The sequence below is a fragment of the Erwinia sp. B116 genome (assembly GCF_002865965.1).
GTDB lineage: Bacteria > Pseudomonadota > Gammaproteobacteria > Enterobacterales > Enterobacteriaceae > Erwinia.
In genome coordinates, this window is sequence record NZ_JRZZ01000007.1 from 21,195 (window position 1) to 45,894 (window position 24,700).

The window sequence follows — 24,700 nt, forward strand, 5'->3', positions numbered from 1 at the left end:
TTTACTGTTGCTGGAATCTTTCCCTGTCAACACAGATACCGCCGCTCACCTTGTTTGCCAGCCTGAATACGTGATGAATAATTTGTTTGCTGTTGGTTTTTATTTTTCTTTTGATATTGCCTTTATGTGCTGCAATGGTCTTGTTTTTAATGTTCAGTTCGTCAGAGATATGCGGCGTGCTATGACAGGACATCCACATTTCCAGCATAACCGACTCTGTTCTGCTCAGCTTTACAGGCTGGGACTGACGGTCGTTGCATAAAGGATGTAGCACATCCTTCTTAAGATAGTCGTCAACCAGTGTTTTCAACGAATTCAACCCGATGTGCTTTGATAAGAACACCAGATTCTCACGAACAAAGACATGCTCTTTAAAATTTCTGGCAGAAGTTGACATAAATACTAAAAAGATAAAGTCGGCATTACTGGCAATCATCTCCCGCAGCTCCTGCGTTTCCTGATTGTCTTCAGAGAGGCAATTCTCACTGACAAACACCAGTCCGGACCGGTATTCAGTGCAGTAAGCTTGTGCGGAAGTTACTTTTCTTGCGAAAAATATATTAATATGTGAGAAGTAATGTGTCAGCCCGGTTAGCGTATAATTACAGGGATCAATAACAATCGCTTGCATTTTTATCTTCTTCTTAAGTTGGGTTTCTTTCAGCTTTTCCGCGTGAATAAAGATTAAAATACAAAGGGAAATAAAAAACTAACGGCCACAAGTAGATCAAATTATGCGTAGTTTTTCTTCATTAAAACATGTCTCTGCACATCACTTTTTGTTCTTCTCCGTCACAGGGATGTGTGTTCCCCTCCTGCCGGCAGCAATGAGATGAGTCAGGGGTTCCCCCCCAGAAAGACAAAGAACGCCAGCCGCGGCCAGCCCGGAAGACCAACGGCGGAAGTTGCAGGAAATCTGGCTTTGCGGGAACCCCGCAACCGCATCGACAGCCTGTCGGTTAAGATCTCAGGTTGTTATCAGAGATGATTGATCGGAACGCTTAATCCAGGCTGAGCTCCCTCGAAAAATCTGGTACAGGGAACAGCGTTTTAGTAACCCTGACGCTACAAGCACTGTTAAATCGTGATTTTCGCCGCAACGCGGCAGGGGTACTTCTGACAGTGGACACCGCAGGGCGTGTGAGGCGAGGCCATGAAGTTGGCTAATCATTCGCATAAAAAGCGATTACCCTGAACGAGTCGGTGATGAAGCGGGGGATCATTTCTCTCTTTTGCCCATTTTGCGATATATTAGCCCCACTATCAAAATCCTCTTTTTCCAAAGGTATTCCCCGATGGCCCTGATCCCCAAAAACTATGCCCGTCTCGAAAGCGGCTACCGCGAGAAAGCGCTTAAAATCTACCCGTGGGTCTGCGGGCGCTGCACGCGTGAGTTTGTCTACTCCAACCTGCGTGAACTGACGGTGCATCATATCGATCACGATCACACCAACAACCCGGAAGATGGCAGCAACTGGGAGCTGTTATGCCTCTATTGTCACGATCACGAACATTCGAAGTACACCGAAGCGGACCAGTACGGCACCCGGGTGGTGGCAGGCGAGGACGCGCAGGATGATGTTGAAGCCGCTACCTATAATCCGTTTGCCAATCTTCAGGCGATGCTGAACAAGAAGAAGTGATGGCCGCTGCTGGTTTTACCGCCAGTTTATCCCCGGCGTCTTAACGCTGGCTGTCAGCGATAAGTGGCTTGTAACGGGTTACTGTATGATTGATTTGGATGGGTGAGATGATTTCGAAGGATAATGCAGAACATTATGTCTGGGGAGATAACTGTGACGGCTGGTACCTGCTGAATCGTCAGGACATGCTGGTTATCCATGAGGAAATGCCTGCGGGCTCGTTTGAAAAACGGCACTGTCACTCCGTCTCAAGACAGTTTTTCTTTGTTCTTAAGGGTACGCTCACCATGGAACTGGAAGGTGAAATGCATCAGATCGCGGCTCACCAGGGATTAGAGATCCCGCCGGAATCAAAGCACCAGGCCAGAAACGATTCCGATACTTCGGTGGAGTTTATCGTCATTTCTCATCCGACCACCCGCGGAGACCGTGAAGATCTTGCCTGATTTACTCCGTCAGTGAAGTATTTATTCCAGGCGACTCAAGCGGAACAGCGATAATCCACAGGGGTTCAGAGAGAAGGAAACAGCCATGTCCCAGTTTTTACCGGAAATTGAAGTGATGTTTATCGCCGGGCTGACACTGTGCTCTCAAGGCAGGGGAAGCCGCAGCCAACCGGATAATATACCCACCGGATATCGTCGGGTTCAGCCACCTGCACCCCGTTTCCAGGCCGTTTTTCTCTGTTCTTCATTGGGTGCCATAGATCGGGAAGGCAAAATGCCTGACGTGGGAGCCAGGTGTAGCAGAGCATGCTGATAATGATTTGCTATAATGGCCTCAGCAAAATTTTAAACGACCAGGAACGGTGTCTGAATGAAGTTTTATGGGATAAATTATCTACAAGCGCAGTCTAATCTGAATGACTATCTGAAATATATTATTATCTTTAGCACGTTATTTGTTCTGATCGTCGTCTTTAGCCTGTATATGCGCCATCGCCTGCAGACTAAGTATCGGGATTTAACGATCATCGCCTTCCTGTTTCTGCTTTTCATCTCGGGCGTTCAGTATGCGGATTATACCAACAGCCAAAATGTACACTCGCAATCATCACAAATGGTTAATTTTGTAAGGCTGTTGTCCAAAGAAAAAAACGTCAGCGTCAATGCTGTTTTTGCCAGTTCAGTACAGCTGACGGATGGCGTAATCGTTAAGGTCGGTGACGGTTATTACCGTGTAAACCTGAGTGCGGATCAGGCCACCTACAGCTTAGTGGAGGTCTGGTTAACCAATCCGGACATCTCCATCGTCAATAATTGAGGAATAAAATGACTCTTTACACACCTATTATGATCAAGCTGGCTCTGGGGATACTGTGCCTGATTGTGCAAATTAATCTTATGGGGAAGGGTAACCTGGCCCCTTCGTCGGCGATGGATCAGGTGCAGAACTACGTTTTGGGTGGGATTATCGGTGGCGTGATTTACAATGAGTCAATTACGGTGCTGCAATTTGTGCTGGTGTTGATTATATGGACCTTGCTGGTTTTTGTTCTTAAGTTTTCGAAAGAGCATAATCGTTTCGTCAAAAGAATCATCGATGGCAAACCCATTACGTTAGTACATAATGGATCCGTGAATGTGAAGGAGTGTTTACGCAACGGGGTTTCTGCCAACGATCTGATGTTTAAATTAAGGGCTAACGGCGTTTATGAAGTGGAACAGCTCAAGCGCGTCGTTCTTGAGCAGAATGGGCAGCTGACCATTATTCAAAGTGGCGATGAAAATATTCGTTATCCCATCATCGTGGACGGCTTAGCGAACCATGACCTGCTGGAGATTATCAATAAGGACAGCGAATGGCTGGAAGCAAGGATTGCGGAACAGGGGTTCAGTAAAATCAGTGAAGTCTACTTAGGTGAATACCTGTCTGGCCGGATTAATTTGTACGGATATGCAAGGTAATCGCGGGCCATCCCATCGGGACACTGTTCAATGCCGCCCCGGCAACCGCGTGGCGACAGACGGGGCGGGAAATACCTATTGCAGCTATTCCACCCGGTCACTGTACAAATGCAGCCTTGGCACCACCAGGTGCAGCATCTGCGCCTCCGGCTTATAGCGGTGCGTAATCTGCGCCGCGTTGTAGTTCAGCAGCTCCCCCAGCTTCGGCACGCTGGCGGCATCGCGGCACAGCACCAGCAGCGGGGAAGGGCAGGCCAGCTGGGTCTGTTTTTTTGACTCCGCATCATACACCCGCGCAATCGGCTGCACTTTTACCGGCCGTTTAATCTTCAGCGCCGCACCTTCCGGTAACCCGCGCAGCAGATCCATCTCTTCCGATACCCGCTCCGCCCACTGTTCACGCGTCCAGGGGGCGACGGCACGCCCGGCCTGCAGGCTTTTTTCCAGTTTCTCCAGTATCTCAGCGCGGCTGACGTTCTTAATAATATGCTTGTTGGCCCAGCCGAAGCGCACCGAGTCCGGGCTCTCCAGCAGCGGAATGCCGCGATAGGCGTTAAGGGTGATCAGCCCGCGCTGGTGGCGATGCACAAACTCGAAGCGCTCCTCGCTCGGCAGGCCGGAGTCGACGGTGATAATCTGCTCCAGATCCTGCTTCAGCTGATTGACCCGCTGCACCTGCTGGCGCAGGCTTTCGGTCTGCACATCATCGGCCTGCAGGCAGATGGCACCGGGCAGGCGTACCGCCGATTTGGTGCTGATTGTCTCCGACTGGTGCTGCATAAACAGCAGCCCGTAGTGGGCCAGCGCCCGCTGCAGCGCGGCCTGGCCGAGCTGTTGCTCAACGGCAATTTTCAGCAGCGGATCGTGCTCGCGACCTTTCTCCACCGGCGGTAAGACAAACACCCGCGCGGCCAGCAGCCGCAGGGCAACAATCTGCTGCTGCAAAGTAGCAAGTTCCTGCTCCAGCTCCGCCACGCAGCGGTGCAGGCGATCGACGGCTTCATACTGACTCATTACGCGAACCTTTAATAGTTACAACATGCTTTTACTTTGCCGAATACTGGTGCAAAAATCCATCACTTGCGTCAGTTTATTTTCAGCAGCGAAAACAGCAGCGAGATGATGGCGAGTCTGTTAACCGTAGCGGGGCCTTACGGCCCCGTTAAAAGCGTCACGCCTGCGGGGAACAGCGGGTGGTGGCAGTTAGCAGGATAGAACATCCCCGCACTGCCTGTTTTGCCTCTGGTAGAAAGGTTGTCACCGCAGCCGTCGCTAAATCAGATCCGCTATTTCTGACGGCTGTTTTGCCCTGAAGTCAGCCAGGTCAGCAGCGCCGCAACCAGCAGCAGCGCGCCGCTCATCGCAAAGGTGCTCCGCCAGCCGAGATGATCAAACAGAACGCCGCCCACCGTTGAACCCAGCGCAATCGACAGCTGGACCATTGCCACCATCAGGCCGCCCGCCGCCTCGGCATCACCGGGCAGGGTACGCGCAATCCACGTCCACCATCCTGTCGGTGCTGCGGTCGCCAGCAGTCCCCACAGGCCGAACAGCAGCGCAACCAGCCAGACCAGCTGTCTGTTGAGGAGCAGCATGCCGACGATTGCCGCCATCAGCAGCGGAATGGCGATCAGCGTCGGGTAGAACTTCGCATTGAGGAACGGGGTAATCGCCAGCGTGCCGATGAAACCCGCCACGCCAATCCCCAGAAGAATCAGCGACAGGCCGGCCCCGTCAACCCGGGTCACCGTCTCAAGGAACGGGCGCACGTAGGTGAATAACGCAAACTGCCCCATAAAGAACAGCCCGCAGGCCAGCATACCGACGGCAACGATCGGCCTCTTCAACAGGTGAAACGCCGTACCGTGGGAGCGTGGGCCTTGATCGCCGGGCATTGCGGGCAGGCTGATCGCCTGCCAGATAAAGGCGACGATCGCCACCGGCACCAGGCACAGAAACGCCCCGCGCCAGCCAATGGTGGTGCCAAGGTAGCTGCCCAGCGGGGCGGCGATCACCGTCGCCAGCGCGTTACCGCCGTTGAAAATCGCCAGCGCGCGCGGCACCTGCGGCGCCGGCACCAGACGGATCGCGGTGGCGGCGGACATTGACCAGAACCCGCCGATAGCAACACCGATCAGCGCGCGTCCGGCGATATAGACCGGGTAGTCCGGGGCCAGCGCGATAATGATGCCGGAGACCGCCATCAGCACCGTCATTCCCTGCAACAGGATTTTACGGTTTATCGCGCCGGCCAGGGAGGAGATACTCAGGCTGGTCAGCACCGCCAGTGCACCAGAGATGGCGATCCCCTGGCCTGCCAGCCCCTCGCTGACCTGCAGATCGCGGGCCAGCGGCGTCAGCAGGCTGACCGGCATAAACTCGGAGGCCACCAGCACAAAGACGCACAGGGTCATGGCGAAAATGCCGCTCCAGTAAGCGTGCGGTGGGTGATGGGGTGGGGTATGGCTTAGTGTGGACATATCAGCATCTCTGAATATCGCCCCGGCAGGCTCAGGAAAAGCCGGGGCTAAGGCTATTAATGCAATAACAACTAATCGGGAATAGATGCCGTGCGCCGTCAACGGCGGCGAGGCGAACATCGGTACTGAAACCCGTGGTCAGGCCACCCGTCGCTAACAGGTGGCCCGTTAAGTGGTTTACTTCAGATTGGTTTTAAAGAACTGGTCAAACTGCGTAAACGGGATTTTACCGGCCGCGTTATCGTACAGGTCAACGTGGTTAGCACCCGGCACCACTACCAGCTGTTTCTTCGTGCTGCCCACCGCTTTATAAGCGTCTTCGGCAAAGTAGCGCGAGTGGGCGTTTTCACCGGTAACGATAAGCGTCGGGATGGTAATTTCCTTCGCGTAGCTCAGCAGCGGCATATTCATAAACGACAGCGGCATGGTGGCGGTCCAGGCACCGTTAGAGTTGACTGAGCGCGCGTGGAAGCCGCGCGGCAGACGGTAATAGTCAAAGAACTCTTTCAGCACCGGGTTCGGATTAGCCGGTAATACCTCCGGCAGAATCCGCTCGGCGGCGGTAATGCGGCCGTCTTTATCCACATAGAGATCGTGGCTGCCCGCCGCCGGGGAACCGTTTTCCGCATCCTTCCAGCGCTGCTGATTCAGATAGCCCAGCACCGCACGGCGGTCGTCCGTGGTATAGCGATCCTTGCCATCGCCCACGCCATGGCCCATTGCCCGGCTCATATCGTACATCACGCTGGTAGCAACCGCTTTAACGCGGGTATCCATCGCGGCGGCGTTAAGCGCCATGCCGCCCCAGCCGCAGATGCCGAGCAGCCCGATGCGGTTGCGATCTACCTCTTTCTGTAAGCCGAGGAAATCCACCGCCGCGCTAAAGTCTTCGGTGTTGATATCCGGCGAGGCGACGTTACGCGGAAAACCGCCGCTTTCGCCGGTGTAAGAAGGGTCGAAGGCCAGCGTCACAAAGCCCTGTTCGGCGAGGGTCTGCGCGTACAGTCCGCTGGACTGCTCCTTCACGGCGCCAAACGGCCCGCTTAAGGCGATCGCGGCCAGCTTAGCGTTGCCACGGTTTTTCGGCAGGTACAGATCACCGACCAGGGTGATGCCGTAGCGGGTCTGGAACGACACCTTACGGTGTTCGACCTTCTCGCTCCCGGCGAAAGTTTTATCCCATGTCTTTACCATTGACACGGGCAGGTTCGGATTGGTGCTATCAGCATAACTCATTGTTACAACTCCACTTAGTGACGCGCACAGCAGCATGACAGGTATCACGCTGGTCAGTTTACGGGTGAAAGCGATCATCTAAATCCCCAGGGTAAATAACAGAGAAGGTACAGCGCGCCCAGGGCAACGCTGCGGTGCTTTGTTCAGTTGTACACATTATACTCAGCACAAAAGAAGCTGATTAGTGGGGTTTAAATGCTATGATTCATAGCAAATTGCTATCAATGAGGGCGCTGTGATGGCCCTTCCTGAATGCTGCTGCCTGGATGAAGATGAATGACCAAACGCGAAAACTACAATGAGCTCTGGCTGTTTCTTCAGGTGGTGCGTGAGGGCAGCTTCACCGCCGCGGCCCGACGGCTGGGGCTGGCACAGTCGGGGATCAGCCGCTCCGTTCGCGAACTGGAAGAACGGCTGGGCGTGCAGCTGCTGGTGCGCACCACGCGCCGGCTGTCGTTAACCCAGGCGGGTGAGCAGCTTTACCAGACCGCAGAATCCGGCTTTGACGCGTTAGACGCCGGGCTGGCCACGCTGGCCCACTATCGCACTACACCCTCCGGCACGGTGCGCATCAACGCCAGCCAGCACGCGATTGATAAAGTCCTGCTGCCTAAGCTGGCGGTGCTTAAACAACACTATCCTGATATCCGTCTTGAGCTGATCGGCGAAGGGCGCTTTGTCGATATTATCGCCGAACGGTTTGATGCCGGCGTGCGGCTGGGGCCGGAGGTGGCACAGGGGATGGTGGCGGTGCGCATTACCCCGGATATGGGTATGGCCGTGGTCGGCTCGCCCGAGCATTTTCTTCGCTACGGTTTTCCGCAGGCGCCGGCCGATTTAGCCAGCCATCCCTGCATTGCCTACCAGTTTGCCGACGGCAGCCTTTACTCATGGGAGTTAATTCAGGACGATAAAACGGTCACCCACCGGCCGCAGGGGCAGTGGGTGTTTGCGGACAGCTATATGGAAGCCAACGCCGCCAGGCTTGGGCTGGGTCTGGCCTATGTTCCCGAGGAGCTGGTTGTCGATGATTTACAGAGTGGAACGCTGATCAGGGTGCTGCAGCGCTACAGCCAGCGCCTGGAGGGATCGTTTATTTACTATCCGCATCGCAATGTGTCGCCCGCGTTAAGAGTCGTTATCGATCTGCTGAAGGTGTGATGCTGGAATAAATGCCGTCCTGTTGGCTTTTAAGGAAGAAGAGGGTTCTTCGGTTCGGCTGGCACTAAATGTAGATCGCAAATCGGGGCCAGCCTGCGGCCCCGAGCTGTTGGCAATTCCGGCGATCAGGTCGGCATTGAGTAGGTCGTTACTTTGCTGGTCTGCGGATCGAATGACAGGATGCAGATAGCGAAGTTGCCGCCCAGGCGGTCCTTACGATCGGAGATTTTCAGGTTGTAGCTCTCATACATTGAGCTGTAGCCGGAAGCGTTAGATTCGTTCAGTTTAAAACCGACCAGCTGTTCGAAATATGCTTTGCTTTTGCCGACGCTGGTTTTGCACTGTTCATTAGTAATAGTGCCAACCTGTTTTGCAGAGGCGGTAGTTTGGGTACCAGAGGTCTGTTTGGGTGTAAGCGCTGCGTTGACTTCTTTCATTTTAGCGCCGACGCTGTTCATACCCTGCTGGAAATCAGCACAGGAGGAGGTGAGCAACACCAGGCTGCACAATAACAACTTTTTCATTGTATCCCTTACAATTGTTTACGTTTATTATCGGCGAATGAGTATAATTTTTTCAATACGTTACTCAATTAAGATATTTCTTAATATCAGAAAATATATTAACGGTAACATTAAGTGATAGTTGCTAAATAAAACGATTGCGGGTATTTAACGCCCGGCGTGAGCGGCGTTAAACGTGCTTAGTGAAGGGGGATGTCCGAATGGAACCTGATACCCGTGAACATGTCGCCGGTGAATATGCCACCGGCGATAAGTGGCGTTAAAGTTGTTTTACCCGCAGCCGGTTACCCACCAGCAGCGCCGCCAGCAGCAGCAGGGTAATAAAGGCGCTGATGCCGTACCAGCCGTAATGTCGCCAGAACACCCCGCCCAGCGTACCAGCCACGCTGGAACCGAGGTAGTAGCAGAACAGATACAGCGCCGAGGCCTGGCCTTTGGCGCGGCGGGTGCGCGGGCCGATCCAGCCGCTGGCCACCGCGTGGGCGGCAAAGAAGCCGGCGGTAAACAGCATCATCCCCGGCAGGATCAGCCACAGGCTGTTAAACAGGGTAATCAGCAGGCCGCCGAGCATCAGCGCGGTCGAGAACAGCATCACCGGCGCGCGGCCAAACTTCGCCGTCATCGCCCCCGCCTTTGGCGAGCTCCACGAACCGGTCAGATAGACCAGCGACAGCAGCCCAACCGTGGCCTGACTCATTGACCAAGGGGCGGCGAGCAGGCGGTAGCCAATATAGTTAAACAGCGTCACAAAGGCGCCCATCAGCAGAAACCCCTGCAAAAACAGCAGCGGCAGGCCGGCATCGCGCCACAGCAGGCGGAAGTTAATCAGCAGCTTGCAGGGCCGCAGCGAGGCCGGACGAAAATGACGCGAGGCGGGCAGGATCTTCCAGAACATCACCGCCGAGGCCAGCGCAAAGCAGCCGATGGTGGCCACCGCTACCCGCCAGCCGCTGAAATCGGTGATCACCCCGCTCAGCAGGCGGCCGCTCATACCGCCAATCGAATTGCCGCTGATATACAGCCCCATTGCCAATGCCACCATCCCGGGGTGCATCTCTTCGCTGAGGTAGGTCATGCCGACCGCCGCCACGCCGCTCAGCGCCAGCCCGGTCAGCGCGCGCATCACCAGAATCCCGTGCCAGCTGCTCATGGTGGCTGAGAGAAGCGTAAAGACCCCCGCCAGCATCAGCGCCGTCACCATTACCGATTTGCGGCCGACGGCGTCGGACAGCGGCCCGACAATCAGCAGCCCCAGCGCCAGCATCGCGGTGGCGATTGACAGCGAAACGCTGCTGGCCGCCGGCGAAATAGCAAACTGCTGCGACAGTACCGGCAGGATCGGCTGCACGCAGTAGAGCAGGGCGAAGGTCGCCAGCCCGGCGGTAAACAACGCCAGCGTCACGCGCATAAACTGCGGCGTACCGCGTTGAATATAGTCAGTGGCAGGAGAAGATAACGGTTCAGTGCGATCAACGCCGTCTTCAACGGTGACGGCAGCGGATAAGCGGTTCACAAAAGGTCCTTAGTCGCGAAGAGAAGTAACACCTTGCTAAGCGTAAGAAAATTCTATTAGGATGTATAATATATTAATAATCTCGATTGAGACGTTTAAGCTATGAATGTTGAGTTGCGTCATCTGCGCTACTTTATCGCCGTCGCGGAAGAGCTGCACTTTGGCCGCGCCGCTGCGCGGCTGAATATCTCGCAGCCGCCGCTCAGCCAGCAGATCCAACAGCTGGAGCAGGAGATCGGCGCGCGGCTGCTGGCGCGCACCAACCGCAGCGTGCGGCTGACCGCAGCCGGCCAGCAGTTCCTCGCCGACGCGCGGCTGATCCTGCAGAGCGTCAGCCAGGCCGCGGATAAAGCCGCACGCCTGCATCGTGGTGATGAGGGGGAGCTGCGCATCGGCTTTACCTCCTCCGCGCCTTTTATCAGCGGCGTCTCTGACGCGCTGTTCAGCTTTCGCCGGCGCTACCCGGACGTGCATATTCAGATGCAGGAAATTAATACCCGCCAGCTGCTGGCCCCGCTCAGCGACGGGCGGCTGGATCTGGGGGTGATGCGCAATACGGCGCTGCCCGATAATCTTAGCCATCAGCTGCTGCTGGAAGAGCCGATGTACGCGCTGATGCACCGCGATCATCGTTTGGCCGGTCGCGCACGCCTGTCGATTACCGAGCTGGCCGGCGAACCGCTGGTGTTTTTCGATCCGCAGGGCGGCACCGCGCTGTACGGCGAGACCCTCGCGCTGCTGCAGCGCTATCAGATTGAGCCGACCATTACCCAGGAGGTCGGTGAAGCGATGACCATTATCGGCCTGGTCTCCACCGGTCTTGGCGTATCGATCCTGCCCGCCTCATTTCGCCGGGTGGGGCTGGCCGACGTGGTGTGGATCCCGCTGGCGGAGGCCGACGCGCGCTCTGAGGTGTGGCTGGTATGGGCGCATCAGCGCGAACGCTCGGCGAGCACCGCGGCGATGATGTCGCTGTTACTGCAGTCCCGCCCCTCTGAATCGCTGAAAACCTGAGCGTAACGGGCAGCATTATGTGCTGCAAATCACATTTCGAATCAAATATTTGACGCCCGCTGCGAAGTGTTTCACCATAGCGAATGGCTTTATTTTGAAGCCCGAAAATAAGTATCAGGATGGGTGCGTAGTGGGAGCAGGGGTGTGATTGCTGACGGTCAGCCTGGTCATATCGATCAGATTAAACAGACAAATGCCGGCGCGGTATATCGCCTGATCGACCGCTATGGTCCGATTTCGCGTATCGAGCTCTCCAAACGTGCCCAGCTGGCCCCGGCCAGCATCACCAAAATCGTCCGTGAGATGCTGGAAGCACACCTGGTGCAGGAGACCGAGTTTCAGGATCCGGGCAGCCGCGGCCGCCCGGCGATTGGGCTGGTGCTGGACACCGACGCCTGGCATTTTCTCTCGGTGCGCCTTGGCAACGGCGAGATGACCCTCGCGCTGCGTGACCTCAGCTGTAAAATCATCGTTGAACAGCTTATCCCGCTGCCGGCTGAGGCCGACGAGCCACTGCTGACGCGCATCGTGCAGCTAATCGACCAGTTCTTTATTCTGCACCAGCGCAAACTTGAGCGTCTGACCGCCATCGCCATCACGCTGCCGGGGCGCGTTAACGCGCAGACCGGCGTCGTCCACCGTATGCCGTTCTACCCGGTCAACGATATGCCGCTTGGCCCGGAGCTGCGCAAGCGCACCGGCCTGCCGGTCTATATCCAGCAGGACGTCTGCGCCTGGACCATGGCGGAGTCGCTGTTTGGTGCGGCGCGCGACGCCAGCGACGTGCTGCAGGTGGTGATTGACCATAACGTCGGTGCCGGGGTAATTACCGGCGGCCGTCTGCTGCACGGCGGCACCTCCAGCCTGGTCGAAATCGGCCACACCCAGGTCGATCCCTGGGGCACCCGCTGTTACTGCGGCAACAACGGCTGCCTGGAGACGGTGGCCAGCACCGACCGGCTGCTGGAGCTGGCCGCCCAGCGCATGCAGGCGTCGATGAGCTCCAGCCTGCACCATCAGCCGTTAACGGTGGCTTCGCTGTGCGACGCCGCGCTGGCCGGCGACCCGCTGGCGGTTGAGGTGATCACCGGCGTCGGCAACAGCGTTGGCCGCATCCTGGCAATTATGGTCAACCTGTTTAACCCGCAGAAGATCTTAATCGGTTCGCCGCTTAACCGTGCGCAGGCGATCCTGTTCCCGGCGATTGATGCCTGCATCAGCCAGCAGGCGCTGCCGGACTACAGCCGCGCGCTGCAGGTGGAGGCCACCCGTTACCCGAACGACGGCACGCTACCCGGTGCCGCGCTGGTCAAAGACGCGATGTATAACGGTTCCTTACTGATCTCCCTGCTGCAGGGCTGACAAACCCACCAAACCTTGCGCCAGCGCAATTCCCGCTGCCCTGGGCTGCACTAAAATTTTCCCTCGTCACTTAGGTGTTCATTTGGTCATTACGGGCAGCTTTTGCCTGTTGGAGTCCCTGATGTTAGAGAGAATATTTGTCACCGGTACCGATACCGAGGTGGGAAAAACGGTGGTCTCCCGTGCGCTGCTGCAGGCGCTGGTGGCCGCAGAAAAGCAGGCGGTCGGTTTTAAGCCGGTGGGTAAAGGCAGCCAGCAGACGGCCGACGGGTTGCGCAACAAAGATGCGCTGGTATTACAGCACTCCTCTTCACTGCCGCTGGCCTATCAGGCGGTCAATCCGGTGACGCTGCCGGACGATGAGATCGGCACCAGCGGTGCCGCGATCGACTACGCCACGCTGAGCGATGGCCTGCAGTCGCTGACCGCGCAGGCCGACTGCGTGGTGGTAGAGGGCACCGGCGGCTGGCGCAGCCTGATGGGCGATCTGCGCCCGCTGTCCGACTGGGTGGTGCAGGAACGGCTGCCGGTAGTGCTGGTGGTGGGCATCAAACCGGGCTGTATCAGTCACGCGCTGCTCACCGCACAGGCGATCCTGCAGGACGGCCTGCCGCTGCTCGGCTGGGTGGCCAACCGCATTAATCCAGGCCTGGCGCACTATGCGGAAACCATCGCGGTGCTGGCGGAAAAAATCCCAGCCCCGATGCTCGGCGAGCTGCCCTACCTGCCGCGCGCGGAAACCCGCGAACTGGCGCGCTATATCGATCTCTCCGCGCTGTCTCTCTGATTATCTGAACGGCTGAGGGGGCTTACTCCAGCCGGTCACATTTCACCTTCTGCCACACTCTCGCTCTCTTTTCCCTTACTGCCTGTGCCGTCGTTAACGCGCGCTGAACTCTGTGGATTTCCTCTCTGCTGTGACCCTGAACGCGCACGCGCGACGGCGCTTTTTCCCTGCGACCGGCGAGGCTCCAACGGTGCGGCCCGCTGGTGTAACGCCTTTAAGATCATAATTCCTTGCCGGTTTGCGTACGCCGTTGCAAAAAATCCGCACAGACGGGAAACTGACCGGCAAAAAATGATGCACACTGTCAGAAGACGTTAAAAAGGGATGATATGACAGACACCACTGCACATACCGTGACGCACCGTCACTGGGTACTGATCGCCTGCATGCTGGCGATGTTTATGGCGGCAATCGAAGTGACCATCGTCGCCACGGCGATGCCGACCATTATTGCCGATCTCGGCGGCTTCTCGCAGTTTGGCTGGGTATTCTCGATTTACCTGCTGACCCAGGCGGTGACCGTACCAATCTACGGCCGGCTGGCGGATCTGTGGGGGCGTAAGAAAGTGTTCTTTATCGGCACCGGACTGTTCCTGCTTGGCTCGGTGCTGTGCGGGTTTGCCAGCCATATGGGCTGGCTGATCCTGTTTCGCGCGTTTCAGGGGCTGGGGGCCGGGGCGATTATGCCGCTGACCTCAACCATCGTCGCCGATGTCTACTCGCCGAAAGAGCGCGCCGGGGTACAGGGCTGGCTCTCCAGCGTGTGGGGCGTGGCGGCCATCGTTGGCCCGCTGACCGGGGCCTGGCTGGTGCAGCACTTTAACTGGGCGCTGATCTTCTGGGTCAACGTGCCGGTGGGTATTATCTCGATGCTGCTGCTGGCGCGGTTCTTCAGCGAAAACCCGTCGGCGCGCGGCCAGCGCATCCGCGTAGCGGGGAGCGTCTGGTTAATGCTGGCGGTCAGCGCCTTACTGGCCGCGCTGCTGCAGGCAGAAAGCCTCGGCTACTGGAGCCTGCTGCTGCTGGCGCTGGCCGTGGTCGCCGGATCCCGCCTGCTGCGGCATGAGCGCAGGGCCAGCGAGCCGCTGTTCCCGCCGGTGATCTGGCGCAGCCGCCCGCTGCTGGCCGGCAACCTCGGTAACCTGGCGATCGGCGCGGCAATGATGGGCATCAGCGCGTTTTTACCTACCTGGATCCAGGGCGTTAACGGCGGCACGCCGCTGCAGGCGGGCAGTGCGCTGGCGATGATGTCGATCGGCTGGCCGCTGGCCAGCACGCTGAGCGGGCGGCTGATGCAGTGGAGTTCCTACCGGTTTACCGCGCTGCTGGGATCGCTGCTGCTGATCGCCGGCACCGCGATGCTGCTGGCGCTGCACCTCGGCAGCCCGATCTGGTACGCCGGGCTGTCTGCCTTCGTCATCGGCACCGGAATGGGCATGACCAGCACCACCTTCTTACTGGCGGTGCAGAACAATGCAGAGTTCTCAATTCGTGGCATCTGTACCGCGTCTATTATGTTCAGCCGCATGCTCGGCTCGGCGCTGGGCACCGCGGTGATGGGCGCGGTACTGAACTACAACCTGCTGCTCCGGCTACCTGACTACCGCGATCCGGTGCAACAGATTATGTCCCACCCGCAGCGTGAACGGCTGACCGAAGGAGGGCTGCAGCAGATGCTGGCGGAAATCGCCCATTCGCTGCACTGGGTGTTTGCCGTTTCGCTGGTAATTGCCTGCGCCAGCCTGCTGATCTCCAGACTGGTGCCGGCGCAGAAACTGCACCACTGAATTCCCGTTAACAAAAAAAATGCCGGTCACCTTAAGTGACCGGCATCAGGCCGCCTCATTTAAAGCCATTACCGCTTACTGTGCAGGCGCGTCCTGCGACGATCCCGCCGAGGCCGGCACATTGCTGTCGCCGTCGTTGCCGCTGCGTTTATAGACAATCTTCTGCGAATCATTTTCGCAGTGGCCAACCACCTGGCCGCCTGCCTGGTCCGCCTGATCGTTCGGCACCACGTCCAGCGTGAAGCCTGACGCCGGCACGCCGTTGTTAATAATTTTCTGATTGATATCCGCTTTGACCGATTCGCATGATGCCTGAGCCGCCAGCGGGGTGGCGACAATCAGTGCGGTTAACATCCACTTAAAACCTTTCATCATTTCATCCTTATGCGTTGAATCAGCGCTAATTATATGTCAAATCAGCAGGTCTGCAGGCCGGCACGGCTAATCAGCCGCATTTTCCTGTTTACGGAGCCACCGGGCGGCCGCTGCGGCGGTCGAGGCAGCGCAGGGTGTTCGGCTCCCAGTAGGCGTTAACGTTAAGGCTTTTCTCACAGTTATCGCGGGTGTCGAAGGCGCGATCGGCCTTATCAAACTCTTTCTCAACGCGGTTATTTACCTTGCCGCGCAGGCGGTGGGTGTCGTCCCACTGCTCTTTTTCCTGGCGTGCCTGCTCATTGCTCAGCGCATTGTTGCCGTCCTGAATAATCAGGCGGTCTGTGCGCGCCTGGGCAGCGTGCTGCACGGAGAACAGCGCTACCAGCAGCAGAGGCAGGGCGGTGCGGGTCAGGCGTTGGGGCAATCTCTTCATAGGTCTTCCTTTCTGTCAGGCCGGGCGATCGGTAACGGCTGCACCAATAATGACGCCAGTATATCATTAGCCTTCAGGCGGCCACCAGCAAGCCGTAATGGCCGTTGAGCATTGAGTGAGAATAAAAGGATGAAAAGATGTTAACCACCACGCTGCTGTTTTTCGCCACCGCGCTGGCCGAAATTATCGGCTGTTTCCTGCCCTGGCTGTGGCTGAAAAAGGGCGGTTCGCCGTGGCTGCTGTTGCCGGCAGCGCTGAGCCTGGCGATGTTTGTCTGGCTGCTGACCCTGCATCCGGCGGCCAGCGGCCGCGTGTATGCCGCCTACGGCGGAGTTTACGTGGTCACGGCGCTGCTGTGGCTGCGGGTGGTCGATGGGGTCAGGCTCAGCGCATGGGACTGGACGGGGGCGGCGGTCGCGTTTTGCGGAATGCTGATTATCGTGGCCGGATGGGGCCGTGCATAAGTCAGGATGATGCGTTATCGGCGTGACGGATGTGTCGATCGTTAACGCGCCGGGCCATCTGTGAGCGGCCCGGCGCAACAGCGGTCTGGCGTTTATGCCTTGTGAACGCGCAGGCCCGCCTGGCTCTGGCCGACCGGCATCATCTCCAGCGCGGTGATGTTGACGTGTTTCGGCAGGGTAGCCACCCACCAGACGGCCTCGGTAACGTCTTCCGGAGTCAGCGCTTCGGCACCCTGATAGACGCTCTCGGCGCGTGAGTCGTCGCCCTTAAAGCGCACGTTGGAAAACTCGGTGCCGCCGACCAGGCCGGGTTCGAGATCGGTGACGCGCAGCGCGGTGCCGTGCAGGTCGGTACGCAGGTTAAAGCTGAACTGACGCACAAAGGCTTTGGTCGCGCCGTAGACGTTGCCGCCAGGATAAGGCCAGCTGCCGGCGATCGAACCGATGTTGATCACATGGCCGACGTTGCGCTCTACCATAGCCGGCAGGATAGCGCGGGTCATATACACCAGCCCTTTATTATTGGTATCGATCATATCTTCCCAGTCTTCCAGGCTGGCGCGGTGCGCCGGCTCAATGCCCAGCGCCAGCCCGGCGTTGTTGACCAGAATATCAATATTCCGCCACTCCGCCGGCAGGCTGGCCACCGCCGCATCGATCCCCGCGCGATCGCGCACGTCCAGCACCAGCGTATAAACACGGTCACCCAGCTCGGCTTTAAGCGCGTCCAGGCGCTCCTGGCGGCGGCCGGTGGCAATCACCTTGTGGCCTTCAGCGACAAAACGGCGGGCAATACTCTGACCAAAACCGGCGGTCGCGCCGGTAACAAATACGATCATCTCACAATTCCTTCAGGTAATTCAGGGTTAACCAACCCAGGTTCATTGAGGATACTCACCCGACACCATAGCACTCCACCGCCACGCTGATAAGTAGCGAATCTGGATGATTAATAAGAAATTACGCAATCCTTTGCCACCCGGCGGCAGCCGTTTAAAGCCCGCGCTCTCACGCCTGAGGGCAGGCCAGGGTGGGCCGGTGGCGAAGGGAGGACGTTATTTGAACGCTAAGGCTCGCCAGCACGCAGGCATCAGCCACTCAGGTGGAATGTGGCGCAATTATTGCATTATAAAAAGCACGGCCGTTGCTGGTCTGGCACCACTCAATCAATAAGGATTCGTTATGGCAACCTCATACACTCAGGCGCTGCGCGGCAGTTTTTTTGATATCCGTCACCCGGTGACCGCGGCAGAGCAGCTGTCGGATGCGGCCCGCTATATTGAGGATGGCCTGCTGCTGCTGCAGGACGGCATCATCGTCGGCCTCTCTGACTGGCAGCAGGGGCGACAGCTGCTGCGGGCGGAGAGCGACGCCATTGACTACCGCGGCCGGTTAATCGTGCCGGGCTTTATCGATACCCATATTCACTATCCGCAAACCGAGATGATCGGTGCTTACGGCGAACAGCTGCTCGAGTGGCTGAATCAGTACACCTTCCCGGTGGAGAGCCAGTACCACTGCCCGCAGCACGCGGCGCAGATGTCGGCCTTTTTTCTGCAGCAGCTGCTGAGCAACGGCACCACCACCGCGCTGGTGTTTGGCACCGTGCACCCGGAATCGGTGGAGGCGCTGTTCAGCGCCGCGGATGCGCTACAGATGCGGCTGATCGCCGGTAAGGTGATGATGGATCGCCACGCGCCGCCGGCGCTGACCGAAACGCCGGAGCAGAGCTACCGGCAGACCCGCGAGCTGATTGAACGCTGGCACAACCACGGCCGCCTGAGCTACGCGCTGACCCCGCGATTTGCGCCCACTTCGTCGCCGGAACTGCTGGAAAAAGTGCAGCAGCTGCGCGAGGAGTTTCCCGACCTGTGGCTGCAAACCCATCTCAGCGAAAATCCGCAGGAGGTGGCCTGGGTGCGCGAACTGTTCCCGCAGCATGAAAGCTACCTTGACGTTTACCATCACTACCGCCTGACCGGTCGCCGCAGCCTGTTTGCCCACTGCCTGCACCTTGAGGAGCAGGAGTGGGACTGCCTGCAGCACACCGGCTCCGCTATTGCCTTCTGCCCGACCTCAAACCTGTTTCTCGGCAGCGGCCTGTTCGATCTGCAGCGCTGCTGGCAGAAGCAGGTGAAAATGGGGCTGGGCACCGACGTCGGGGCGGGCACCAGCTTCAGCCTGCTGCAGACCATGGGCGAAGCCTACAAGGTCGGCCAGCTGCAGCGCTACCGGCTCTCTGCCCTTGAAGCCTTCTACCGCGCCACGCTCGGCGGTGCGCAGGCGCTGGATCTCGATGACCGCATCGGCAACTTTGAGGCGGGTAAAGAGGCGGACCTGGTGATTATCGATCCGGCCGTTACGCCGCTGCAGCAGCTGCGCCACGGCAACAGTCGCGATATCCGCGAGCAGCTGTTTGTGCTGATGACGCTGGGTGACGATCGCAATATCGCCGCCACCTGGGTCAACGGCCGCTGCGTCTGGCAGCGTGAGGCGGGTGTATGACGGGCTGACTCTGGATTTTCCTGCCAGCATAACGTGGAGGCGCAGCCAGCGCAGGGAGCAATGCCCGCAGCGCGTGGCCGGGTTGGGTAATCTGTCTGTCACGGGCGTCACAGGAGGTGCTACAGTGTCAGCAAGCGTAACAGGAGAATCGCATCATGACCGAGCTTCAGGACAACCCCTTTTATCAGGCCAGCGGCTTAAGCTTCGACGCCCCGCCGTTTGACCGCATTCGTGAAGAGCATTACCGCCCGGCGCTGCTCGCCGCCATCGCGCAGAAGCGTGAAGAGGTGGTGCGCATCGCGCATGAAACGGCAGCGCCGACCTTTGCCAACACTTACCAGGCGCTGGAGCAGAGCGGCCAGGCCCTGCGACGGGTGTATAACGTATTTACGGCGATAACCGCGGCCCATACCAGCGACGCGTTGCAGGCGCTGGACGAAGAGATCTCACCGCTGATGGCGGCGCTCGACGACGATATCCGCCTTAACGCTACGCTGTTCGCCCGGCTGGATGCGGTGTATCAGCAGCGGCAGCAGCTGGGGCTGGACGCCGAATCTCTGCGTCTGGTCGGGGTCACCTGGCAGAGTTTCGAGCTGGCCGGCGCGCGTCTGAATGCGGCAGATAAGGCCCGGCTGCGGGCGCTGAACCAGGAGGCGGCGACCCTGAGCAGCCGCTTTACCCGCCGCCTGCTGGCCGCCACCAAAAGCGGTGGGCTGGCGGTGAGCGATGCCGCCGCGCTGGCCGGTCTGAACGACGAACAGCTGAGCGCCGCCGCCGCCGCCGCAGAGGCGCGCGGGTTGAAAAATCAGTGGCTGCTGGTATTGCAGAACACCACCCAGCAGCCGATCCTGCAGCGTTTAAGCAACCGGCAGACCCGCAACGCGCTGTTCAGCGCGGCCTGGGCGCGCAGCGAGAAGGGCGACGAGAACGACACCCGTGAAACCCTGCTGCGGCTGGCGCAGGTGCGCGCGCAGCAGGCGAAGCTGCTGGGTTACGCCAGCTATGCGGCCTGGCAGCTGCAGGACCAGATGGCGAAAACCCCGCAGGCGGCGCTGGCGTTTATGCGTCAGCTGGTGCCGGCGGCCACCGCGCGCGCGAATAAAGAGGCGCAGGCGATCCAGCAGCTGATCGACGGCCAGCAGGGCGGCTTTATCCTCACGGCGGCGGACTGGCCGTTTTATGCCGAACAGGTGCGCCAGCGCGACTACGCGTTAAACGACGCGCAGACCGCGCCTTATTTTGAACTCAACGGCGTGCTGGAAAACGGCGCATTTTATGCCGCCAGCCAGCTGTTTGGCCTGCGCTTCAGCCCGCGGGCCGACCTGCCGGTTTACCACCCGGACGTGCGGGTGTACGAGGTGCAGGAAGCGGACGGCACGCCGCTGGCGCTGTTCTATACCGACTGGTTTAAGCGTGACAACAAGGGCGGTGGTGCCTGGATGGGCAACTTTGTTGAGCAGTCGACGCTGCTCGGCAGCCGGCCGGTGATCTATAACGTTGGCAACTTTACCCGGCCCGCCGACGGCCAGCCCGCGCTGCTGTCGTGGGATGAAGTGATCACCCTGTTCCATGAGTTTGGCCACGCGCTGCACGGCCTGTTTGCCGAACAGCGCTATGTCAGCCTCTCCGGTACCAACACGCCGCGCGATTTTGTCGAGTTCCCGTCACAGATCTACGAGCACTGGGCCAGCGATGCACCGGTGTTTGACAACTATGCCCGCCACTATCAGAGCGGCGACGCGATGCCGGCCGCGCTGCGAGAGAAGATGTTACGTGCCGCCCGCTTCAACAAGGGCTACGAGATGAGCGAGCTGCTGGCCGCGGCGCTGCTCGACCAGCACTGGCACGGCCTCGACGCCGACGCCGCGCCGCCGCCGGTGGCCGAATTTGAGCAGCAGGCGCTGGCCGCTGAGCAGATCGCGCTGAATGCCGTACCGCCGCGCTACCGATCCAGCTACTTCCAGCATATCTGGGGCGGCGGTTATGCGGCAGGCTATTACGCCTATCTGTGGACGCAGATGCTGGCCGACGACGGTTTCGCCTGGTTCAGCGAACACGGTGGCCTGACCCGCGCCAACGGCCAGCGCTTCCGCGAGCTGATCCTGTCGCGCGGCAACAGCAGCGATCTGAAGCAGCTATGGCACGACTGGCGCGGCCACGAACCCCTGAGCGAACCGATGCTGTTCAACCGTGGACTGAAAGAGTAACGGAACGGTGCTCAGCAGGTTTCCGTGCCGTCATATGGCCCCGAATGCTAACGATAAGAGGATGTTGTTATGACCATTATTGCCTGCCTGCACGCGGCAGAGAGCAACGCTGCGGTATTTGAACAGGCGCTGGCAGCGCTGGACTACCCGGACGTGCAGTTGCTGCACCAGGTGGAGAGCGAGCTGTTTGCGCAGACCCAGACGGAGCAGGGGCTGACGCCGGAGATTGCCGACGCCACCCGCGCAACCATCGCCGCGTTGTGCCAGCAGGCCGATGCGGTGATCGTCACCTGTACCACGCTGGGCGCGGCGGCCTGGCAGGTCGACTTCGGCAAACCGGTGCTGCGCATCGATGCCACCCTGGCAAAGGTGGCGTCGCGCTATCACGGCAACATCCTGGTGCTGTGCACCGCCAGTTCGACGATGGAATCGACCACCCGGCTGTTCAGCGCCTTTATTCCTGGCGACCGGCTGGCGGTGGAGCTGGTGCCGCGCGCCTGGGCGTGGTTTAACCAGGGGGACACCGACGGCTATCATCAGCAGATCGCCGACTATATCACCGGCCGCGCCGAGTGCCCGCTCGGCTGCATTGTGCTGGCACAGGCTTCGATGAGCGGGGCGGAAAAACGCATCAACACCACGCTGGCGGTGCTCACCGGCCCGCAGGTAACGCTGCAGGCCGCGATCGAAGCGCTGGCCTGATGCGGGCGTAGCCAGCGGCAAAAAAACTCCCCGCCGGCCGGCAAAATTGTTTATCCTGTGTCGACATATTGTTACTCCCGTTACTGTTCAGGAATTCTGATGTTCGATCTTTCGCTGGTTATTCTGCTGTTCCTCGCCGCCCTGAGCTATTTCAGCCACAACATGACCGTTACCATCGCGCTGCTGGTGCTGGTCGCCATCCGCTTAACGCCGTTAAATCAGACCTTCCCGTGGATTGAGAAGCAGGGGGTAACGGTCGGCATCATCATTCTGACCATCGGCGTGATGGCGCCGCTGGCCAGCGGCACCCTGCCCAGCAGCACGCTGCTGCACTCGTTCCTGCACTGGAAATCGCTGCTGGCGATCGCGGTGGGTATTTTTGTCTCCTGGGTGGGCGGCAAAGGCGTCACGCTGATGAGCAACCAGCCAACGGTGGTCGGCGGCCTGCTGATCGGCACTATTATCGGCGTTTCGCTGTTTCGCGGCGTGCCGGTCGGCCCGCTGATCGCCGCCGGACTGGTCTCACTGCTGATCGGGAAGATGTAACCTCCGGCGGGCGCTGTGCTATGCTGCCCGCCGCATTTAATTAACTGAGAATCTATTCGTGAGCAGCAAACAGGATAAACGAAACAAACGTGCCAAACTAAAGGCTAAACAGGTCAACAAGGCGCGCGCGCACGGCCGCCAGCTGGACGCTATCGGCCGTCAGGAGTATCAGGCCACGCCGGAGATGGTTGAGCTGTTCCGGTCGCTGCCGGCGCTGGATGAGAGCGGCGCGATGCCGTTCGTCGGTGCGGTTTATCGCTGGTGTCGCGAAGAGTATCAGTTTGACGGTGACAATGCGGAAGGCGAGGCGCTGCAGGTAGCGGCGCTGTGCGTGATGTATATTCACTGGACCACCCGCGATGGTGCCACCACGTTGGTGCAGAACGAGTTAATCGAAGCGGCGCTGACGCTGGTGGAAAAAAACGAGGCGTTTCAGCAGCAGTACGCGGCCGCAGAGGCAGAATTTGTCGTACTGCCGGCCGACAACGGCTAAAAAAAACGGCAGGTTCCCGTGGGAGCCTGCCAGTCATCCTGCCAACCCTACTTCAATTTTTCACTCCGCTGCGGTTGTTATGCTCTGCGCGACGGGTTTGCCATCCGGGTGCAAAAGTGTGCTGCTGAACAGCTTCAACACCGCCATCATTTTCCTGATAGAAAACCATCACAGAATTCTCAGCCGCTGATGATTAACCGTCATTTTTGCCTGATGTGCTGCTGATAATAGAGCCAAAAGAATTTAAATTCCATTTATTAATTAAATGGAACATTAATTCTTAGAGAAAGGTCATGGTTTCCAGTGGTAAAAAGCGCAGTCTGATAGTTTTTGATAGAAAAACTCTCTTTCGATCGTACATTCCGGCATGCATCAGTAACGCGGATTTGTCAGAGCAGCACTCTGTAGCGGGAAGCGTCTGGCAGGTCACTCTCATCAGGCTTTGCCCGAATAGCGCAGCAGGGGGGGACTGGCAGGTGATGCATTTGTCAGATAGTGCAGCAGGGCGTGTTTGGCAGGTGAGGCATTTGCCCGAATAGCGCAGCAGGGCGGAATTAGCGGGTCAGGCATTTGCCTGAATGGTACAGCAGGGCGGGCGCATCTGCGCCCGCCGCGTCGGGCATCAGCCCGGATAGATACCGCGATCTTTACGTGCCATCAGGATGCGTTCACAGGCCACGATATAGGCGGAAGTGCGCAGGCTGCACTCTTTTTCCCGCGCTTTGTCCCATACGTGAACCATCGCCTCGGTCATGATCTTATCCATGCGCTCGTTAATTTCGTCCTCGCTCCAGAAGAAGCTGGCCATATCCTGCACCCACTCGAAGTACGAAACGGTTACGCCGCCGGCGTTACAGATTACGTCCGGCACTACGGTAATGCCGCGTGAGGCCAGCACGTCGTCGGCTTCAGGGTAGGTCGGGCCGTTGGCACCTTCGAGCACGATGCGGCATTTCAGCTTCTCAGCGCGCTGGCGGGTGATTTGCCCTTCCAGCGCCGCCGGGATCAGAATGTCCATCTCCACGTCCCAGAACGCCTCGTCGCTAATCACTTCCGCGCCGCTAAAGCCGGCGATTTTCTTGTTCGCCGCATTCCACTCGCTCAGCGCCGCCAGATCGATGCCGGCCGGGTTAAACAGCGTGGCGCTGTGGTCCTGTACCGCGACCACGCGGCCACCGGCGGCGGCAAACAGGCGGGCCGCTTCGCTACCCACGTTACCAAAGCCCTGTACCGCCACGCGTGCGCCTTCCAGCTCGATACCGCTGCGCTGTGCCACTTCACGGCCGGTGATAAACACGCCGCGCCCGGTGGCTTTTTCACGCCCCAGCGAGCCGCCAAGGTGTACCGGCTTACCGGTCACCACGCCGGTAACGGTGGTGCCGTTGTTCATGGAGTAGGTGTCCATCATCCACGCCATTACTTTCCCATTGGTGCCGACGTCCGGTGCCGGAATATCCTTCTGCGGGCCGATAATCAGGCCAATCTCGCTGGTATAGCGGCGGGTCAGACGCTCCAGTTCACCCTCTGACAGCTTAAGCGGATCGACGCGGATCCCGCCCTT

General features: G+C 58.7%; 25 protein-coding genes. 15 read left to right on the plus strand and 10 right to left on the minus strand.

Annotation, left to right across the window (positions count from 1 at the left end; all coding sequences use genetic code 11):
* Position 1 precedes the first annotated feature (1 nt).
* Positions 2 to 631, minus strand: a complete 630-nt coding sequence (gene rcsA, locus NV64_RS07275) for a transcriptional regulator RcsA (protein WP_101505624.1) — start codon at positions 629 to 631, stop codon at positions 2 to 4.
* A gap of 664 nt (positions 632 to 1,295) precedes the next feature.
* Between rcsA and yajD the strand changes: the two genes are divergently transcribed.
* The 4 genes from yajD to NV64_RS07295 all read left to right on the plus strand — a co-directional run bounded on the left by yajD (position 1,296) and on the right by NV64_RS07295 (position 3,550).
* Positions 1,296 to 1,643, plus strand: a complete 348-nt coding sequence (gene yajD / locus NV64_RS07280) for an HNH nuclease YajD (RefSeq protein WP_056241517.1) — start codon at positions 1,296 to 1,298, stop codon at positions 1,641 to 1,643.
* A gap of 107 nt (positions 1,644 to 1,750) precedes the next feature.
* On the plus strand, positions 1,751 to 2,089 hold the full coding sequence (locus tag NV64_RS07285) for a cupin domain-containing protein (protein WP_101505695.1): 339 nt from the start codon (positions 1,751 to 1,753) through the stop codon (positions 2,087 to 2,089).
* 370 nt (positions 2,090 to 2,459) lie between these two features.
* Positions 2,460 to 2,906 carry a DUF3290 domain-containing protein gene (locus NV64_RS07290; protein WP_056241508.1) on the plus strand — a complete coding sequence of 149 codons (447 nt, stop codon included), beginning with the start codon at positions 2,460 to 2,462 and terminating at the stop codon, positions 2,904 to 2,906.
* Positions 2,907 to 2,914: 8 nt separating this feature from the next.
* On the plus strand, positions 2,915 to 3,550 hold the full coding sequence (locus NV64_RS07295) for a DUF421 domain-containing protein (RefSeq protein WP_101505625.1): 636 nt from the start codon (positions 2,915 to 2,917) through the stop codon (positions 3,548 to 3,550).
* Between the two features lie 84 nt (positions 3,551 to 3,634).
* Here the strand turns inward: NV64_RS07295 and tus are convergent, their stop codons facing one another.
* From tus to NV64_RS07310, 3 genes are all read right to left on the minus strand, one after another.
* Positions 3,635 to 4,564 (minus strand): DNA replication terminus site-binding protein, encoded by a 930-nt coding sequence (gene tus / locus NV64_RS07300; protein WP_101505626.1) that lies wholly within the window; start codon positions 4,562 to 4,564, stop codon positions 3,635 to 3,637.
* Positions 4,565 to 4,836: 272 nt separating this feature from the next.
* Positions 4,837 to 6,030 (minus strand): MFS transporter, encoded by a 1,194-nt coding sequence (locus NV64_RS07305; RefSeq protein ID WP_056241498.1) that lies wholly within the window; start codon positions 6,028 to 6,030, stop codon positions 4,837 to 4,839.
* Between the two features lie 177 nt (positions 6,031 to 6,207).
* Positions 6,208 to 7,344 carry an alpha/beta hydrolase gene (locus NV64_RS07310; protein WP_101505627.1) on the minus strand — a complete coding sequence of 379 codons (1,137 nt, stop codon included), beginning with the start codon at positions 7,342 to 7,344 and terminating at the stop codon, positions 6,208 to 6,210.
* 198 nt (positions 7,345 to 7,542) lie between these two features.
* Between NV64_RS07310 and NV64_RS07315 the strand changes: the two genes are divergently transcribed.
* A complete protein-coding gene (locus NV64_RS07315) occupies positions 7,543 to 8,427 on the plus strand; it encodes a LysR family transcriptional regulator (protein ID WP_101505628.1) in 885 nt (294 codons plus the stop codon).
* Positions 8,428 to 8,552: 125 nt separating this feature from the next.
* Here the strand turns inward: NV64_RS07315 and NV64_RS07320 are convergent, their stop codons facing one another.
* Positions 8,553 to 8,951, minus strand: a complete 399-nt coding sequence (locus NV64_RS07320; RefSeq protein WP_101505629.1) for a hypothetical protein — start codon at positions 8,949 to 8,951, stop codon at positions 8,553 to 8,555.
* Between the two features lie 259 nt (positions 8,952 to 9,210).
* Positions 9,211 to 10,464, minus strand: coding sequence for an MFS transporter (locus NV64_RS07325; RefSeq protein WP_101505630.1), 1,254 nt, complete (start codon positions 10,462 to 10,464; stop codon positions 9,211 to 9,213).
* A gap of 102 nt (positions 10,465 to 10,566) precedes the next feature.
* Here NV64_RS07325 and NV64_RS07330 point away from each other — a divergent pair, with 102 nt between their 5' ends.
* From NV64_RS07330 to NV64_RS07345, 4 genes are all read left to right on the plus strand, one after another.
* On the plus strand, positions 10,567 to 11,478 hold the full coding sequence (locus NV64_RS07330; protein WP_101505631.1) for a LysR family transcriptional regulator: 912 nt from the start codon (positions 10,567 to 10,569) through the stop codon (positions 11,476 to 11,478).
* Positions 11,479 to 11,622: 144 nt separating this feature from the next.
* Positions 11,623 to 12,840 carry an ROK family transcriptional regulator gene (locus NV64_RS07335; protein ID WP_056241477.1) on the plus strand — a complete coding sequence of 406 codons (1,218 nt, stop codon included), beginning with the start codon at positions 11,623 to 11,625 and terminating at the stop codon, positions 12,838 to 12,840.
* 121 nt (positions 12,841 to 12,961) lie between these two features.
* Entirely contained in the window at positions 12,962 to 13,627 is a 666-nt protein-coding gene (gene bioD, locus NV64_RS07340) for a dethiobiotin synthase (RefSeq protein WP_101505696.1), read from the plus strand.
* Between the two features lie 329 nt (positions 13,628 to 13,956).
* The gene (locus NV64_RS07345; RefSeq protein WP_101505632.1) at positions 13,957 to 15,414 is read left to right on the plus strand and encodes an MDR family MFS transporter; all 1,458 of its coding nucleotides are present in this window, start codon (positions 13,957 to 13,959) and stop codon (positions 15,412 to 15,414) included.
* 75 nt (positions 15,415 to 15,489) lie between these two features.
* Here the strand turns inward: NV64_RS07345 and NV64_RS07350 are convergent, their stop codons facing one another.
* Together NV64_RS07350 and NV64_RS07355 are read right to left on the minus strand one after the other, a co-directional pair.
* Positions 15,490 to 15,789, minus strand: coding sequence for a DUF1161 domain-containing protein (locus NV64_RS07350; RefSeq protein WP_369814408.1), 300 nt, complete (start codon positions 15,787 to 15,789; stop codon positions 15,490 to 15,492).
* A gap of 88 nt (positions 15,790 to 15,877) precedes the next feature.
* Positions 15,878 to 16,222: a DUF1283 family protein gene (locus NV64_RS07355; RefSeq protein WP_056241467.1), complete on the minus strand. Its 345-nt coding sequence runs from the start codon at positions 16,220 to 16,222 to the stop codon at positions 15,878 to 15,880.
* A gap of 137 nt (positions 16,223 to 16,359) precedes the next feature.
* Here NV64_RS07355 and NV64_RS07360 point away from each other — a divergent pair, with 137 nt between their 5' ends.
* Positions 16,360 to 16,686 (plus strand): YnfA family protein, encoded by a 327-nt coding sequence (locus NV64_RS07360; RefSeq protein ID WP_056241464.1) that lies wholly within the window; start codon positions 16,360 to 16,362, stop codon positions 16,684 to 16,686.
* A 92-nt stretch (positions 16,687 to 16,778) separates the two neighbouring features.
* On the opposite strand, the gene ydfG is transcribed toward NV64_RS07360, so the two are convergent.
* Positions 16,779 to 17,525 carry a bifunctional NADP-dependent 3-hydroxy acid dehydrogenase/3-hydroxypropionate dehydrogenase YdfG gene (ydfG, locus tag NV64_RS07365; RefSeq protein WP_056241461.1) on the minus strand — a complete coding sequence of 249 codons (747 nt, stop codon included), beginning with the start codon at positions 17,523 to 17,525 and terminating at the stop codon, positions 16,779 to 16,781.
* 343 nt (positions 17,526 to 17,868) lie between these two features.
* Between ydfG and guaD the strand changes: the two genes are divergently transcribed.
* From guaD to NV64_RS07390, 5 genes are all read left to right on the plus strand, one after another.
* Positions 17,869 to 19,191 carry a guanine deaminase gene (guaD, locus tag NV64_RS07370; RefSeq protein ID WP_101505633.1) on the plus strand — a complete coding sequence of 441 codons (1,323 nt, stop codon included), beginning with the start codon at positions 17,869 to 17,871 and terminating at the stop codon, positions 19,189 to 19,191.
* A 155-nt stretch (positions 19,192 to 19,346) separates the two neighbouring features.
* Positions 19,347 to 21,398, plus strand: a complete 2,052-nt coding sequence (gene dcp, locus NV64_RS07375; protein ID WP_101505634.1) for a peptidyl-dipeptidase Dcp — start codon at positions 19,347 to 19,349, stop codon at positions 21,396 to 21,398.
* A gap of 69 nt (positions 21,399 to 21,467) precedes the next feature.
* A complete protein-coding gene (locus NV64_RS07380) occupies positions 21,468 to 22,100 on the plus strand; it encodes an aspartate/glutamate racemase family protein (protein ID WP_101505635.1) in 633 nt (210 codons plus the stop codon).
* A 99-nt stretch (positions 22,101 to 22,199) separates the two neighbouring features.
* Positions 22,200 to 22,646, plus strand: a complete 447-nt coding sequence (locus tag NV64_RS07385) for a DUF441 domain-containing protein (protein WP_056241449.1) — start codon at positions 22,200 to 22,202, stop codon at positions 22,644 to 22,646.
* Positions 22,647 to 22,704: 58 nt separating this feature from the next.
* Positions 22,705 to 23,139: a hypothetical protein gene (locus NV64_RS07390; protein WP_056241447.1), complete on the plus strand. Its 435-nt coding sequence runs from the start codon at positions 22,705 to 22,707 to the stop codon at positions 23,137 to 23,139.
* A gap of 622 nt (positions 23,140 to 23,761) precedes the next feature.
* Here the strand turns inward: NV64_RS07390 and NV64_RS07395 are convergent.
* Positions 23,762 to 24,700 (minus strand): Glu/Leu/Phe/Val dehydrogenase (locus NV64_RS07395; RefSeq protein ID WP_233208944.1); only part of this gene is annotated, 939 nt, incomplete at its 5' end.